The organism is Humibacter soli, from assembly GCF_054779035.1.
The window spans coordinates 1,727,127-1,741,959 of record NZ_BAAGYX010000001.1; the positions used below are offsets into that span (position 1 = coordinate 1,727,127).

The window sequence follows — 14,833 nt, forward strand, 5'->3', positions numbered from 1 at the left end:
GTGTCACAGGCGCTCGCCGGATGCAGCCCTATCGGATGTTCGGACGCCGCCGCTTATCCACCAGGCGTGTGGTTGGATGTCTCGCCGTGGTTGCAGGCCCACCCCGCCGCCGACATGCGGGCGTGCCTGGACAGTCGGTGCGTATCGAGCGCTCGCAGCGAGGTTCTTCAGCTCGTCGTCCCGAACAAGAGGTTTCCGCCGCGAACGGTGAGCTACACCCTGACCGTCACGTCCGCGAATGACCCGGAGCTGCACAGCAGCACTCGAGTGCGGCTCGAAGAATCGCAGTTGCATGGTCCGTGCGGCATACAAACGTGGTGGAGTGCGGATGCCCGCCTCGGCGCGGACGGCACGGTCACGGTGTGGCAGGGTGAGCCCGGCCCGATCGGCCCGACCGCTCCGCCGCCCGCGACCACCACAGGCACACCGACCGCCACGGGAACGCCGACCGCTTAGACCGCGCGGGAGCAGGCCACCCAAGTCGTGAGCGACGGGCGACAAGGATGTCGGACCCGGCGAGGAGACTCTGCCCATGGACAGCACAGAGGCGGCGAACGCCGACATCCGCGATCCGCTTCTCTTGGCCGTCGACGCCGTCACGTTGGCAGTCCCCGATCTGGATGCGGGCGTCGCGTTCTACCGCGACCGACTCGGTCATCGGCTGCGCTGGCGAAACGACGCGATCGGACAGGCCGGCCTTGAGTGCCCGCAGTCCAGGACCGAAATCGTGCTCACTACGCGATTGCAGTCCGAACCCAACTGGCTCGTGCACGATGCGATCGCCGCCGCTCGATTCATCGAGTCCGTCGGCGGGCGAATCATCCGGCCGGCGATCGAGATCCCGGTCGGGCGCGTTTCGATCGCGGAGGATCCCTTCGGAAACAGGCTCGTCCTTGTCGATCTCAGCAAGGGCCTCTACCAAACGGATGACACGGGATCCGTCACCGGAGTGCACGACTGAGGGGCTATCCGTCGGGCACCACCCACCATCACTGGCAGCGATACCCGCCACTGGCGACACACAACCGGTCCGATACCATCGGGGCGCATGGACCTGGTCTTCCTGCATGGCCCCGCCGCGGCGGGCAAGCTGACCGTGGCGCGGGCACTGAGCGAACAGATCAACTTCCGCGTCTTCCACAATCACCTGATCGTGGATGCTCTGACCGCCGTCTTCCCGTTCGCGTCGGCATCCTTCGTCAGGCTTCGGGAGCAGTTCTGGCTTGCCACGTTCGCCGAGGCTGTGTCATCCGACACGTCCCTCATCTTCACTTTCGCCCCGGAGTCCACGGTTCCCGCCGGGTTGGGCGACCGCACGCGCCGCGTCGTCGAAGAGGCTGGCGGCAACATCCACTTCGTGCAGCTCGCAGTCTCCGAAGCCGAGCAGGAGCGCCGCATCGGCCTACCGAGCCGACACGAATTCGAGAAGCTCACCGACCTCGACACGCTGCGCAGGATCCGCGTCTCGAAGGACACCGTCGACATCCCGCCGACCGACCTCCTCATCGACACCGAGGAGTCCGATCCGGATGCCGCCGCGCAACTCATCGTCGAAGCATTCGCGCTGAAACCGGTCGCCCCGCACCAGCGCTATGCGTAGCAGGCACAACCGACGCGGGTAGTCCGGACGCCCGAGGCGAATGCGGGCAGTGCCTCAGCTGTCCTCGGGGGTCGCCCGAGCCGCGCGGGTCGCCGCGATCATGGTCCACACGACCCCGATCACGAATGCCGCGATCGAGCCCCAATACACGGCCGGCACCGCGAGCCCGATGATCGCGCAGACCAGCGCGATGACCACCATGATGCCGGCGGGCAGGATAGCGGCGCGATGGCCGTTGCGCCATGCCGACTCGCTCCGCAGGAGCGCAGGAAGCTTCAGACCGAAGTACCGGTTCTCGCTGACCCGGTCTCGGGACGCGAGAATGCAGGTGACGAACAGCACAGCCAGCAGAACGGTGAAAACCCACGCGAGAACCGAGACGGCTGTGCCCATGGGAGCAGAATAACGGCTGCCCGTTTCCCGGTCGAGAAGCCCGCCCACCGCAGAGACATAGCCCCCGTTTTCCTCCCGGCAACACACGCTGGGTAGCCTGGACGCGATGACGAACGCGCCCCACTCGAATTCCACTCCGTCCGAAGAGCCGGGCATCCTCGACCCTCGCCATGTGCGCAGCGGCGACGTGCCAGAGGCACTCCGTTCCGATGTGCGCTTTCTCGGCGGTCTGCTGGGGAGAGTGCTTGCCGAGTCCGGCGGGCAGGATCTGCTCGATGATGTCGAAAAGTTACGCTCACTGACCATCGGCGCCTACGAACGCAAGGGCGAGGCATCCATCGAAGACGCCGAGGCGCTCGTGCAGGGCTTCAGCCTCGAGCGTGCCGAGCAGGTGGCCCGGGCGTTCACCTGCTACTTCCACCTGGTCAACCTCGCAGAGGAACGACACCGCGTGCGGGTGCTTCTCGCGCGCGAACCCGGCGCCGTCGACGGCGGGCGCCCCGCCGAGTCCTTCGCCAGCGCGTTCGCCGCGCTCAGCGCCGAGGTGGGCGACGACGAAGCGCGCAAGCGGGTGTCGGATCTCGAGTTCCGGCCGGTGCTCACTGCGCACCCGACCGAGGCGCGCCGTCGTGCCGTCGCCTACGCGATCCGCCGCATCAGCGACCTCGTCGCCGAGTACGACGACCCCAGGCTCGGCGCTCTCGCGCGCTCGGAGAACGAGCGCCAGCTGCTCGCCGAGATCGACACGCTGTGGCGCACCCAGCCGTTGAGAGCCGACCGTCCCACCCCGCTCGACGAGGTGCGCACGGCCATGAACATCTTCGACCAGACCCTCTTCCAGGTCATCCCGCGCGTCTACCGTCTGATCGATGAGCGACTGGCCGGAGCGGATGCCTCGCCGAAGCCGCCCGCGGCCCGCTCGTTCGTGCGCTTCGGCAGCTGGATCGGCGCCGACCGTGACGGCAACCCGTTCGTCACCGCGAAGGTCACCCGCAAGGCGGCAGCGATCGCGTCGGAGCACGTGCTGCTCGGCCTCGAACGCGCAACGGACCGCATCGGCCGCACCCTCACGCTCGACGCAGGAGACACCCCGGCCAGTCAGGAGCTCTCGGCGCTGTGGCGCCAGCAGCGCGCTCTCGCCGAAGACCTCACGGCGGATGTCGCCAAGCGCTCCCCCAACGAACCCCACCGCCGGGTGCTCCTCGTGATCGCCGACCGCATCGCGGCAACCCGTCGACGCGACGCCGACTTGGCGTACGAGAACCCGGATGCCCTGCTCGCCGACCTGCGCATCGTGCAGCGCTCCCTCGAAGAGGCCGGCGACCTGCGCAACGCGTACGGCGAGGTGCAGCACCTCATCTGGCAGGTGGAGACGTTCGGATTCCACCTCGCCGAGCTCGAGGTGCGCCAGCACTCCAAGGTGCACAGGCAGACCCTCGAGGCGGTCGCCGCAGGCGCACGAGGTGATGACGACCTCGACGACCTCAGCGCGGAGGTGCTCGACGTCTTCCGCGTGATCGCCCACCTGCAGAACCGCTACGGCGTGGATGCCGCACGCCGCTACATCGTGTCGTTCACCCAGTCGGCGGATGACATCGCGAACGTGTATCGACTCGCAGAGCACGCGCTCGGGTCGCCGGAGAACGCGCCAGTGCTCGACGTCATCCCACTGTTCGAGACGTTCGCCGATCTGGATGCCTCAACGGACATCCTCGACGTCATGATCACGCTCCCCGAGGTGGCCTCCCGCCTCGAGCAGACCGGTCGCAGGCTCGAGGTGATGCTCGGGTACTCGGACTCGTCGAAGGATGTCGGTCCTGTCTCGGCCACCCTCGCGCTGTACAAGGCGCAGGCGCGCATCTCCGACTGGGCTGCTCGCAACGACATAGTGCTCACGCTGTTCCACGGTCGCGGCGGCGCGCTCGGCCGGGGAGGCGGACCCGCGAACGAGGCCGTGCTCGCGCAGCCGCCGGGATCGGTCGACGGACGCTTCAAGCTCACCGAGCAGGGCGAGGTCATCTTCGCCCAGTACGGCGATCCGGTGATCGCGGTGCGCCACCTCGAGCAGATCGCGGCGGCGACCCTGATGGCATCCGCGCCATCGATCGGCGAGCGCAACGCGGCTGCGGCCGATGAGTTCGCCGACCTCGCCGCACAGCTCGACAAGGTGAGTCGCGAGCGCTTCTTCGAGCTCGTGCGCGCCGACGGCTTCGCTCCCTGGTTCGGACGGGTCACCCCTCAGGAGGAGATCGGCCTTCTCGCGCTCGGCTCACGCCCTGCGCGCCGCGGCCTCTCGCTCGAGTCTCTCGAAGACCTGCGCGCCATCCCGTGGGTGTTCGCGTGGACCCAGGCGCGCATCAACCTCACCGGCTGGTTCGGCCTCGGCTCGGCGATGGCCGCTGTCGGCGACGAGAAGCTGCTGCAGGATGCCTACGCCCGCTGGCCGCTGTTCCGCACCATGATCGAGAACGTCGAGATGTCGCTCGCGAAGACCGACGAGCGCCTCGCCCGCCGCTACCTCGACCTGGGCGACCGCGACGATCTCGCCGACCTCGTGATGGAGGAGATGGAGCTCACCCGCGACTGGGCGCTGCGCACGAGCGGGGGGTCCGAGCTGTTGGCAGGCAAGGCTGTGCTGCGTCGTGCGGTGCGCCTGCGGAGCCCCTACGTCGACGCGCTCTCGCTGCTGCAGCTGCGTGCATTGCGCGCGCTCCGCTCCGACACGGATGCCGCAGCAATCGACCAGACGCAGCAGGACGAGCTGCGCCGGCTGCTCCTGCTCTCCGTGAACGGCGTCGCGGCCGGGCTTCAAAATACGGGTTGATGCCGCGCCAGGCGGTCGGTTGCGTGCGCATCCGCCGGGAGTAGGCTCGCGCAAAGGTATTCGACTTGCGGGGGTTCAGTGCGCGCAACGGTGAAGGATGTCGCGGCACTCGCCAACGTGTCACCGAAGACCGTCTCCAACGTCATCAACGGCGGCGTCTTCGTGCGCCCGGAGACCAAGGAGCGGGTCAACAAGGCGCTCGCAGAGCTCGACTACGTGCCGAACCTCAGCGCACGCGGGCTGCGCAACGGCCGCACAGGCGTGATCGCGTTGGCACTGCCCGATCTGGCAACGCCGTACTCGGCCGAGATGGCCCATCATTTCGTGGAAGGGGCGCACGATCGCGGCTGGGGTGTGCAGATCGAAGAGACCGGCGGCAAGCCGGAGCGCGAGACCGAGCTGCTGTCGCGAGCTCGCGCTCGCATGGTCGACGGCCTCGTGCTGAACCCGATCGTCTCGGACGAGTTCGCGCTGCCGGAGGACCCGTTGCAGGTGCCGCCCGCGGTCCTGATCGGCGAGGTGGAGCAGAACCGGCTCGATCAGGTCCAGGTCGAGCCAGACCAGGCTGCCTACGCCATGACCACGACGCTCATCCGTCACGGCCTGAACCACATCGCCGTCGTGGGGTCGCCCATACGCAGCATGACGTTCACCGCACGCTTGCGCACGAAGGGCTACCGTCGCGCGCTGGCCGACGCGGGCATCCCGCACGATCCCGCGCTGGAGATCGGATGCGACGACTGGTCCCCTCGAGGCGGCGCCCAGGCCGTCGGCGCCTTCTTGGACCGCGAACGCATGCCCGACGCGTTCTTCTGCTTCACCGACTCCATCGCGATCGGTGCGCTCAGCGAGCTCTGGAGCCGTGGGATCCAGGTGCCGCAGGGCGTGTCGGTCGCCGGTTTCGACGATGTCGCCGACGGCCGCTACGCCACCCCGCCCCTGACCACCGTGTCATTCGACAAACTCGCGTTCATCGACGCGGCGCTCGACCGTCTGTCCGAGCGGATCACAGATCGTACTCGGCCGATCACCGTGACGAACATCCCTCATCGCATCATCGAGCGCGAGAGCACCCGGAGCCGCTGAACTCGCTCAGCCCTTGAGCCCGCTGCCCGTGACCCCTTCGACGATCTGCCTCTGGAAGATCAGGTACAGGATGATCAGCGGAAGCGCCGCGAGCATCGCGCCGGCCTGAATGTCGGCGTAGCGCTGGCCGTAGCTGCCCTGCACCGTGGCGAGGCCGACCGGAACCGTCATCAGATCGGGGTTGGACAAGACGAACAGCGGCAGCAGCAGGTTGTTCCAGACGCCGACGAAGGTGAGGATGACCACCGCGGCCAGAACCGGACGCGACAGCGGCAGCACCACCGACCAATACACCCGCCATTGGCTGGCGCCGTCGATCCTCGCTGCCTCCTCCAATTCGACGGGCAGACCATCGAAGAACTGCTTGAAGATGAAGACCGCGATCACGGCGGGAACCTGCGGGAAGATCACCGACCAGTAGGTGTTCAGCAGGTTCATCGCGTTGAGCTCTTGGAAGATCGGCACGATGAGCACCTGGCTGGGGATCATGATGCCCAGGATGATCAAGAGCAGCACGATGTTCGATCCGCGGAACTTCAGACGCGACAGTGCGAACGCCGTCATCGATGCGAAGAACACGGTGAGCACAGCGGTGACCACCGACGTGATACCGCTTGCGATGTACCAGTTCCAGATATCGCCGGATTGGAAGTACGACGCGTAGGAGGCGAGCGTCGGATTCCAGTCGCTCAGGATCGAGGAGGCGCCGAGCGCAGCCGTCCCGTTCGACGTCAGCGAGGTCTTGAGCGCGAACAGGCTCGGGATGAGCCACAGGATCGCGAAGACGATCAAGACGATCATCGACACGATGTTGAACGTGCGCCCGCTGACCCGTGACCGGGAGGCTCTGGCTGAGGGAGCGGCTGCGGAGATCGGGGACTTCATACGCGGCCGTGCAGTGGTGATCGCCATCTCAGGCCTCCTTCCTTGCGCTCGCACGATCGTTTCTGGTCGACACCCGATCGAAGACTTCGCGGATGATCGCGATCGCGATGATGACGATGAACAGCAGAACGCTCGCGGCCGATCCGGCACCCAACCGGTTGTCGGTGAAGGCCGTTCCCGTGATGAGCTGCAGCGAGACCTGGGTCGAGACGCCGGGGCCGCCGCTCGTCATCAGATAGACCTGATCGAAGATCTTCAGGCTCGCGATGATCTGCAGCAGCACGACCAACGTCGTCGTGCGACGCAGCATCGGCAGCGTGATGTACCAGATCTGCGACCATGCGGTCGCGCCGTCGACCGCGGCCGCCTCATACAGTTCGCGAGGAATCTCCTGCAGGCCGGCGAGGTAGAGCACGTAGTTGAAGCCGAGCGTCCACCACAGGGTCGCGATGGCGATGCCGATCATGGCGGTGTTCGGGCTCGAGAGCACGCCAGACCCTGGCGTCATTCCGAGCCAGGTCTGCATCAGCGCCCACAGCCCGGTGCCGGGGGTGAAGATGAAGACCCAGATCAGCGAGATGGTGGCGGACGGCAGGATGAACGGCAGGAAGAACGCCAGACGGAAGAACCACTGACCCCTGTTCATCCTGTTGGTCAGAACCGCGAAGACGAACGCCAGGATCACCAGCGGCGGCGTCGTGTAGAGCGTGAACTGCAGCGTGTGCCACAGCGAGCTCCAGAAGTCCGGACGGCTGAGCATCTCCGCGTAGTTCGCGAAGCCGGCGAACGAACCGAGCCCGCTGTGCACCATGGAGGTGTTGAAGAAGCTCATCACCAGCATGTAGATGGTGGGTCCGAGCAGGAACGCCAGATAGAAGATGGCGAACGGTGCGATGAACAGCCAGGCGCTCCGACCGTCCCTGCGGTGCAGAGGCGATTTCGTGTAGGTGGCGGAAAGCCCGCGAGTGGTGCTGGGACGCACCTGAGTGACGGATGCGGTGGTCACGTCGTTGTTTCCTCCGGTCGAGAATTCGTGGGGTCAGAGCGGGCTCGGGGTGTTCAGATACACCCCGAGTTGGTCCTTGACTGCCTGCAGGGCCGCCTGGGGAGAGAGTGCGAGCTGCTGGATGAGCCCGAGTTGGGCGCCGACGATGCCCTCGAAGGTCGAACCCGAGCCGCCGTACCAGGCAGGATCGTCGTACACCGCGTGCTCGGCGGCCGACGCATAGTCGGATTGCGGTGAGAGCGCCTTGTACTCCGCACTGTTCGCAACGGGCAGGAAGGCGGGGATGTGACCGCCCTTCGCCCACGTGAGGCTCTGGTCCAGCATCGATTTGATGAAGAGCATCGCCTGCTTGCGCTGCTCGTCAGTGCGGTTCTTGCGCGGGAGCACGAAGGTGTGCGAGTCGGCCTGCGTCGCCGGCACGTCGTACAGCATGGGTATCGGAACCATGCCGAACTTCAGCCCCTTGATGGACTGCGCAGTCGTGATCTCCCATTCGCCTTCGAGATAGAGCCCGGACTTTCCGGTGAACATGTACGACTCCGCCGTCGCGTAGTCGAGCGCCTGGTTGACCCAGCCCTTCTTCACCCACGACTGAAGCCGATCGTTCACCTCGCCCCAGACATCCGCGTCGACCGTCAGCTTCGCTCCGTTGTCGGAGAGGAAAGGCGGAACGCCCTTGTGCTGGTTGTAGAAGGTCCAGAACACGCGCCATGGCGTTGCGGTCTCCCCGCCGACGTTCGGAACGGTCATGGCCGCGCCGCCCGTGACCTTGCTGATCGCGGCGAGCGCCGCCTCGAACTTGTCCATGTCGTCGAGGTTCACGAGCTTTCCGCCCGAATCGACGAGGCCGGCCTTCTTGCAGACATCCGCATTGAAGAACATGACGATCGGATGCGTGTCCAGCGGAACCGCGATGTTCTGGCCGTCCGTGCGCTGCGCGTCCCACGGCCGCTTGGAGAAGTCCGAGGCGCTCAGGCCGACCAGGGCGAGGTCGTCCGTGGTGATCGGCTCGAGGAGTCCTCCGCTCCAGAGAGGCTTCGCGCGGGTCAGGTGCGAGACCGCCACGTCCGGAGGCTTGTTGCCCACGGTGGCCAGGGTCACCTTCGTGTAGTACGGATTGCCCCATGCGAACGTGGTCGCTTGCAGCGAGTTCGGTCCGTACTGTTTGCGGTAGCCGGCCTCCATCGCCTCCATGCGGGTGCCGTCGCCTCCGCCGAAGAGGTTCCAGTAGACCAGGGTCTCCGTCGGCAGCCTCGTTCCGAAGAGCCCGGAGGCCACCGTCGTCCCCAGGTTGCTCGAGCACCCCGCCAACAGTGGAACCGCGGCTGCGCCGAGACCCGCCGCGAGAAACCCTCGCCGCGAGAGCGATCTGTTGCTCGTCACCATGTCGCGTTCGACCTCCTTGTCGTGACGGTGCCGCAGCGTTGCGAGCCATTGAGGGCGCCCGAACGCATTTCAACGTGGCAACCGTAGCACCCCCCGTGCTAGGGGCAAGCCCCATTTTCTCGGGCACATTTTCGTGCTTTGCCCGTCCACGATCGCGGTGAGCCAAGGATGCTGGCGTCGAAGGGCCCGAAATTCGCCTTAGGTCGGGAAGACGTGCGCACCTCGCGGTCATTCTGGCCGATCGTTCGACACCCTCCGTTCTAACGATGTAGTTTGGTCTCGGTCGGGCCGCGCATGCCCGAGTCCCACCGACGCCGCATCACTGACAAAGGAGTTCCATGTCCCGCGCCACCATCACCGTCGACCGCGACTTCACAGTCGGCCCCGTGCCTCGGCGCCTGTTCGGCAACTTCGTCGAGCACATGGGCCGCTGCGTGTACTCGGGCATCTACGAGCCGGGACACCCGAAGGCGGACGAGAGCGGATACCGTCTCGACGTGCTCGAGCTCGTGAAGGAGCTCGGAGTGAGTGTCGTGCGCTACCCGGGCGGCAACTTCGTGTCCGGCTACAACTGGGAGGACGGCGTCGGGCCCGTGGAGTCGCGTCCCCGTCGTCTCGACGGCGCCTGGCACACCGTCGAGACGAACGCATTCGGCCTGCACGAGTTCGCAGGCTGGGCGAAGAAGGCGAACGTCGAGATCATGGAGGCGATCAACCTCGGCACGCGCGGCGTGGAGGCGGCCCGTGAGCTGGTTGAGTACGCGAACCACCCCGGCGGCACCTACCTCAGCGACCTCCGCAAGAAGAACGGCTCGGCCGACCCGTTCGACATCAAGCTGTGGTGCCTCGGCAACGAGATGGACGGTCCGTGGCAGATCGGCCACAAGACCGCGGAGGAGTACGGCCGCCTCGCGCAGGAGGCCGGCAAGGCGATGCGTCTGGTCGACCCGTCGATCGAGCTGGTGGCCAGCGGCAGCTCCAACCGCGGAATGCCCACGTTCGGCGCCTGGGAGCAGACCGTGCTCGGCCACACCTACGATGTCGTCGACTACGTCTCGCTGCACGCGTACTACGAGGAGAAGAACGGCGACGTCGCGAGCTTCCTCGCGTCCGGTGTCGACATGGACCTCTTCATCGAGGGCGTCATCGCCACCGCCGACGCCGTTCGTGCCCGCGGCAAGCACTCCAAGCACATCAATCTCTCGTTCGACGAGTGGAACGTCTGGTACCAGACGGCGCGCGAAGGCGACGACATCCCAGCGGCGATCGAGGCAAAGGGCGAGTGGCGCGAGCACCCGCGCATCATCGAAGACGAGTACAACGTGACGGACGCCGTCGTCGTCGGCACCCTGCTGAACTCGCTCCTGCGTCACGGCGACCGTGTCGCGATCGCCAACCAGGCCCAGCTCGTGAACGTCATCGCGCCGATCCGCAGCGAAGAAGGCGGCCCCGCCTGGCGACAGTCCATCTTCTGGCCGTTCGCCCGCATGTCCGAGCTCGCGCGTGGTGAGATCCTCCGACTGTCCGTCACGAGCGACCGTTATGAGACGTCGAAGTTCGGCGACGCCGACCTGGTGGACGCCAGCGCCACGTGGGACGAGGAGTCCGGCCGTATCGCGTTCTTCTTCGCCAACCGCGGACTGGACGAAGCCGCCGACGTCGACGTGAGCCTGCGCGGCTTCGACGGCGCGCGGATCACCCGGGCCGAGGTGCTCGAGGTTCCCGAGGGCGGCGACCGGTTCACCACCAACAACGAGCAGAACCAGGCGCGAGTCGGTCTCACGTCGCTCGAGGGCGCTGTCGTCGACGGCGGCAGCCTGCGCCTCTCGCTCCCGGCGCTGTCCTGGTCCGTCGTCGAGCTGGACGTGACGAAGGCCTGAGTCCTCCGCCCCGGCATCCCGCAAACACACGCCGCCGAGCCATCACCGAATCCGCACGGATCGGGTGGTGGCTCGACGCGTAAGCGGTGGCTCGACGCGCAAGCAGTGGCTCGACGCGTAGGCAGTGACTCGCGAGAGGCGGCGAGGCGGAGGAAAGACCGCGACGGGTATCGTCAGGGCGTGAGCTTCGATGTCGATGCGAACTCCTATGCGCGATTCATGGGGCGCTATTCCGAGCCTCTCGCCGCCCTGATGATCGCTGCCGTCGCGCCCCTGCATGGCAGGGCGCTCGACGTCGGCGCGGGGACAGGCGCTGTGACCGCGATTTTGGCGCGCAGCATCGGGCCGGAGCATGTCTCGGCGGTCGACCCGTCGCCATCGTTCGTCGCCGCCATGCGTCGACGGCTTCCCGGCGTCGACGTCCGGCAAGCCGCCGCCGAGGACCTGCCATTCGCCGACGACACCTTCGACCTGACGGTCGCCCAGTTGGTGGTGCACTTCATGTCGGACCCGGCTGCCGGGCTGACAGAGATGGCAAGGGTTACCGTGCCCGGTGGAGCGCTGGCCGCCTCGGTGTGGGACTTCGCCGGCGGCAGGGCCCCCTTGTCGCTGTTCTGGCGCATCGCACGGGAGCTGGATCCTGACGCCGTCGACGAATCGGGCCTCGCGGGTGCACGCGAGGGCGACCTCGTCGAGCTGCTCCATGCCGCAGGCCTCGGGCAGGTCCGTGGCGGCGAGCTGACCATCGAGGTCCCCTACGCCGATCCTGACGACTGGTGGCAGCCGTACACACTCGGCGTGGGGCCGGCCGGCGCATACGTCGCCCGGCTGGAAGATACCCATCGGGAGGCGTTGCGTCGCCGCGCCGTCTCGCAGCTCGGCGACGGTCCGGGCACGATCACCGCAACTGCCTGGTTCGCCGCCGGAATCGTCTGAGGCAGTTGCCGGCTACAGCACCTTCGAGAGGAACGCCTTCGTGCGCTCGTGCTGCGGGTTCGTCAGCACGTCGCGCGGGGTGCCCGCCTCGACGACCACCCCGCCGTCCATGAACACCAGGGAGTCGCCCACCTCGCGCGCGAAGCCCATCTCGTGGGTCACGACCACCATGGTCATCCCGCTCTCGGCGAGCCCCCGCATCACGTCGAGCACGTCACCGACGAGCTCGGGGTCGAGCGCGCTGGTCGGCTCGTCGAACAGCATGAGCTTGGGGTCCATGGCGAGGGCGCGAGCGATCGCGACACGCTGCTGCTGACCGCCGGAGAGCTGCGCCGGATAGTGGTTGGCGTGGGCGGCGAGGCCCACCTGGGCGAGCAGCTCGCGGCCGCGTGCGACGGCATCCTGCTTGCCGAGCCCTTTGACCCTGATCGGCGCCTCGACCACATTCTCGAGTGCCGTCATGTGCGGGAACAGGTTGAAGTGCTGGAACACCATGCCGATGTCGCGCCGCTGCAGCGCAGCCTCGCTGGGCTTCAGCTCGTAGAGCTTGCCACCCTTCTGGCGGTAGCCGACCAGCTCGCCCTCGACCGAAAGCCTGCCGGCGTCGATGCGCTCCAGGTGGTTGATGCATCGCAGGAACGTCGACTTGCCCGAGCCGCTCGGCCCGATGACGCACATCACCTCACCACGCTGCACCTGCAGTGTGATCGACTTCAGCACCTCGTTGCTGCCGAAGCTCTTCGAGACCGCGACCGCGTCGACCATCGGAACGGATGCCCGTGCCTGGTCCCCGGCGCGCGACGTTGCAGCACCCGGCGACGCTGCACCCGACGCCGCCCCGCCCGCGGCGGCCACTGACTGCTCGCTCATCCCTTGCCTCCGATGTCGATGCCGACCCCCGCGACGGCTCCCGCTCCGGCCGCACCACCGCCGGCATCCAGGTCGCCGACCACCGGCCGCCCCCGCGTCGTGCCACGGGCGAACCGCTTCTCCAGGAAGTACTGCCCGATCATCAGGATCGACGTGAAGAACAGGTACCAGAGCGACGCGACGATGAGCAATGGGATCGGCGTGAACGTCTCTGCCGAGATGTCACGCGAGCGCCCGAAGAGGTCGAGCGTGAACGGCACCGCCGCCACCAGGGTGGTGGTCTTCAGCATCGAGATGACCTCGTTGCCGGTCGGCGGGATGATGATGCGCATCGACTGCGGAATGACGATGCGCCGCATGGTCTGCCACCACGACATGCCGAGGGCCTTCGCCGCCTCTTCTTGGCCGGGGTCGACCGAAAGCAGTCCTGCACGCACGATCTCCGCCATGTACGCCGCCTCGTTCAGGGACAGGCCGACGACCGAGATGAAGAACAGCGGCGGCACCCATGTGATCGGAACCGTCGCCCAGGTGTGCACGAAGGGTATGCCGATCACGAACGAGTTGTAGATCAGCGTGATGAGGCCCCAGAACACGAGCTGCACATACACCGGGGTTCCGCGGAACAGCCAGAGGTACAGCCACGCGACCGACTTGAGCACCGGGTTCGGCGAGAGGCGCATGATCGCCAGCACGAGTCCCAGGATGATGCCGATGATCATCGAGTAGACCGTCAGCTCGAGGGTGATGAGCGCGGCCTGACTGATGCGCATGTCGAACAGGTACTTGCCGACATCCGGCCACCCGAACGCCTTGCGCTGAGCGGCATCGAGCACGAAGAGCACCAGCAGCACGATGAGCACCACCGCGATCGTGATGCGCCATGGATGCCTGAGCTTGACGGCCCTGATCGCCTCGGGCCGTCCGGTGTCGCTCATCGCTATTGCTGCGATGCAGCGTTGACGTTGGCAGAGGTGACCGCGCCGTCGTCGACGCCCCACTTCTGCAGGATCTTGGTGTAGCTGCCGTCATCGATCAGCGACTGCAGCGTGTTCTTGATCACGTCGGTGAGAGGCGCGCCCTTGTTGACCGCGATGCCGTACGGCGCGATGTCGAACGTCTTGCCGGCAGCCTGGATCTTGTCCTTCTGCTTGCTGATCGCGTATTCCGTGATCGGCGAGTCGGCGCTCATCGCGTCGACCTGGCCGAGCACGAGGGCGTTGGTCGCCTGGTCCTGGCCGTCGTACTTGAACACCTGGATGGCGGGCTTGCCGGCATCCGTGCACGCCTTCGACTTCGCGGGAACCTCGTCGGTGTCCTCGTACGTTCCCGCCTCGACCGCGACCTTCAGGCCGCACGCGTTGTCGGGATCGATGGTCTTGCCCTTCTGCGAGGCCCACAGGATGCCCGCGTTGTAGTAGTTCACGAAGTCGACCTGCTTCTCACGCTCGGTCGTGTCGGTGAACGACGAGACGCCAAGGTCGTAGCGGCCCCCTGTGACGCTCGGAATGATGTTGTCGAACTTGGCGATCGTGTAGTTCGGTGTCACGCCGAGCTTCGCGGCGATGGCGTTCGCGAGGTCGATGTCCCATCCGATCGGCTTGCCGTTCGAATCCTTGTACTCGTTCGGGGCGTACGTGGCGTCGACGCCGATGGTCAGCTGGCCGGACTTGGCGATGTCGGCGGGCAGCGTCTTCGCGAGCGCGTCGTCCTTCTTCACGCCGTACGGGTTCGCCGCGGCGGAGGAGCCTGAACCGGAACCGCCTGAGTTGTCGACGCAACCGGTGAGCAGGAGTGCCGTCGCAACGGCGACCACCGGGAGGGCGTATCGGATTCGCATGTGTGCTTGTACCTTCCTCGTCGTTGAGGCGTGACGCTGCTTGTGACGCGTCGATGTGTCGCCTGTGAGTACGACTGACTGAGCAAGTCTACGTACGTCCCGACGCGTCGGACGACACGCCCCGAAG

The 14,833-nt window shown here is 66.6% G+C and carries 14 protein-coding genes; 7 read left to right on the top strand and 7 right to left on the bottom strand.

Going from position 1 to position 14,833, the window contains the following annotated elements:
- Positions 1 to 207 precede the first annotated feature (207 nt).
- The 3 genes from ACYVDN_RS08065 (at position 208) to ACYVDN_RS08075 (ending at position 1,600) form a co-directional block, all read left to right on the top strand.
- Positions 208 to 456: a hypothetical protein gene (locus ACYVDN_RS08065; RefSeq protein ID WP_460570193.1), complete on the top strand. Its 249-nt coding sequence runs from the start codon at positions 208 to 210 to the stop codon at positions 454 to 456.
- Between the two features lie 76 nt (positions 457 to 532).
- Positions 533 to 961, top strand: a complete 429-nt coding sequence (locus ACYVDN_RS08070) for a VOC family protein (RefSeq protein ID WP_460570195.1) — start codon at positions 533 to 535, stop codon at positions 959 to 961.
- An 87-nt stretch (positions 962 to 1,048) separates the two neighbouring features.
- Positions 1,049 to 1,600, top strand: a complete 552-nt coding sequence (locus tag ACYVDN_RS08075) for a P-loop nucleotide/nucleoside kinase family protein (RefSeq protein ID WP_460570197.1) — start codon at positions 1,049 to 1,051, stop codon at positions 1,598 to 1,600.
- Between the two features lie 54 nt (positions 1,601 to 1,654).
- On the opposite strand, the gene ACYVDN_RS08080 is transcribed toward ACYVDN_RS08075, so the two are convergent.
- Entirely contained in the window at positions 1,655 to 1,993 is a 339-nt protein-coding gene (locus ACYVDN_RS08080; protein WP_460570199.1) for an SdpI family protein, read from the bottom strand.
- A 106-nt stretch (positions 1,994 to 2,099) separates the two neighbouring features.
- Between ACYVDN_RS08080 and ACYVDN_RS08085 the strand changes: the two genes are divergently transcribed.
- Both ACYVDN_RS08085 and ACYVDN_RS08090 read left to right on the top strand, forming a co-directional pair.
- Positions 2,100 to 4,817, top strand: coding sequence for a phosphoenolpyruvate carboxylase (locus ACYVDN_RS08085; protein WP_460570201.1), 2,718 nt, complete (start codon positions 2,100 to 2,102; stop codon positions 4,815 to 4,817).
- 78 nt (positions 4,818 to 4,895) lie between these two features.
- Positions 4,896 to 5,903 (top strand): LacI family DNA-binding transcriptional regulator, encoded by a 1,008-nt coding sequence (locus ACYVDN_RS08090; protein WP_460570203.1) that lies wholly within the window; start codon positions 4,896 to 4,898, stop codon positions 5,901 to 5,903.
- A gap of 6 nt (positions 5,904 to 5,909) precedes the next feature.
- Here the strand turns inward: ACYVDN_RS08090 and ACYVDN_RS08095 are convergent, their stop codons facing one another.
- Genes ACYVDN_RS08095 through ACYVDN_RS08105 form a run of 3 tightly spaced genes read right to left on the bottom strand, consistent with a single transcriptional unit; the run spans position 5,910 to position 9,180 of the window.
- Entirely contained in the window at positions 5,910 to 6,815 is a 906-nt protein-coding gene (locus ACYVDN_RS08095) for a carbohydrate ABC transporter permease (protein WP_460570205.1), read from the bottom strand.
- A gap of 1 nt (position 6,816) precedes the next feature.
- Positions 6,817 to 7,794, bottom strand: coding sequence for a carbohydrate ABC transporter permease (locus tag ACYVDN_RS08100; protein WP_460570207.1), 978 nt, complete (start codon positions 7,792 to 7,794; stop codon positions 6,817 to 6,819).
- Positions 7,795 to 7,827: 33 nt separating this feature from the next.
- Positions 7,828 to 9,180, bottom strand: a complete 1,353-nt coding sequence (locus tag ACYVDN_RS08105; RefSeq protein WP_460570209.1) for a type 2 periplasmic-binding domain-containing protein — start codon at positions 9,178 to 9,180, stop codon at positions 7,828 to 7,830.
- A 338-nt stretch (positions 9,181 to 9,518) separates the two neighbouring features.
- Between ACYVDN_RS08105 and arfA the strand changes: the two genes are divergently transcribed.
- Together arfA and ACYVDN_RS08115 are read left to right on the top strand one after the other, a co-directional pair.
- On the top strand, positions 9,519 to 11,060 hold the full coding sequence (gene arfA, locus ACYVDN_RS08110; RefSeq protein ID WP_460570211.1) for an alpha-N-arabinofuranosidase: 1,542 nt from the start codon (positions 9,519 to 9,521) through the stop codon (positions 11,058 to 11,060).
- A 180-nt stretch (positions 11,061 to 11,240) separates the two neighbouring features.
- The gene (locus ACYVDN_RS08115) at positions 11,241 to 11,996 is read left to right on the top strand and encodes a class I SAM-dependent methyltransferase (RefSeq protein ID WP_460570213.1); all 756 of its coding nucleotides are present in this window, start codon (positions 11,241 to 11,243) and stop codon (positions 11,994 to 11,996) included.
- Positions 11,997 to 12,008: 12 nt separating this feature from the next.
- Here the strand turns inward: ACYVDN_RS08115 and ACYVDN_RS08120 are convergent, their stop codons facing one another.
- The 3 genes from ACYVDN_RS08120 to ACYVDN_RS08130 all read right to left on the bottom strand — a co-directional run bounded on the left by ACYVDN_RS08120 (position 12,009) and on the right by ACYVDN_RS08130 (position 14,706).
- Positions 12,009 to 12,761, bottom strand: coding sequence for an amino acid ABC transporter ATP-binding protein (locus tag ACYVDN_RS08120; protein ID WP_460572291.1), 753 nt, complete (start codon positions 12,759 to 12,761; stop codon positions 12,009 to 12,011).
- Between the two features lie 101 nt (positions 12,762 to 12,862).
- Positions 12,863 to 13,804 (bottom strand): amino acid ABC transporter permease, encoded by a 942-nt coding sequence (locus ACYVDN_RS08125; RefSeq protein WP_460570215.1) that lies wholly within the window; start codon positions 13,802 to 13,804, stop codon positions 12,863 to 12,865.
- A gap of 2 nt (positions 13,805 to 13,806) precedes the next feature.
- On the bottom strand, positions 13,807 to 14,706 hold the full coding sequence (locus tag ACYVDN_RS08130; RefSeq protein ID WP_460570217.1) for an ABC transporter substrate-binding protein: 900 nt from the start codon (positions 14,704 to 14,706) through the stop codon (positions 13,807 to 13,809).
- Between the last annotated feature and the right edge of the window lie 127 nt (positions 14,707 to 14,833).